General features: G+C 66.5%; 1 protein-coding gene. It reads left to right on the forward strand.

The genetic code is table 11. From position 1 onward, the window contains the following. A partial coding sequence (locus IVB42_RS06485; RefSeq protein WP_247469914.1) for an IS3 family transposase occupies window positions 1–537 on the forward strand: 537 nt, incomplete at both ends.

Below are 537 nucleotides of genomic sequence, written 5' to 3' on the forward strand. Positions count from 1 at the left end.
GCCTACTTCGCGAAGGAAGCGACATGAAGTTCGGCTTCATCGCGAAGCACCGGGGCATCTGGCCGGTGGCATGGCTATGCGAAGCGATGGGCGTGTCGCGGTCGGGCTTTCATGCCTGGCTGAACCGATCGCCCAGCGCCAGATCCCGAAGCGACGAGACCGTAGGCCAGCAGGTCAAGGTCAGCTTCCTTGCCAGTGACCGGACTTACGGCGCGCGGCGCGTCTGGCGAGACCTTCTGGCGGACGGCGTCGAATGCGGCCTGCACCGGGTCGAACGGCTGATGCGCCTGCAGGCCCTGCGGGCGCGGCCACGACGCCGGCGTCTGCCGAAGGACGCAGGCCATCGCCAGATTGCGAACGTGGCGTCGAACCTTCTGGATCGGCAGTTCGAGGCCGAGCGCCCGAACCAGAAGTGGATCGCCGACTTCACCTACATCTGGACGGCTGAGGGCTGGCTCTATGTGTCGGCGGTGATCGACCTGTTCTCGCGCCGGGTGGTCGGCTGGTCGATGAGCGCCAGCATGACCGCCCAGTTGG

Origin of the sequence: Bradyrhizobium sp. 45, from assembly GCF_023073155.1 — a bacterium.
GTDB lineage: Bacteria > Pseudomonadota > Alphaproteobacteria > Rhizobiales > Xanthobacteraceae > Bradyrhizobium > Bradyrhizobium canariense_D.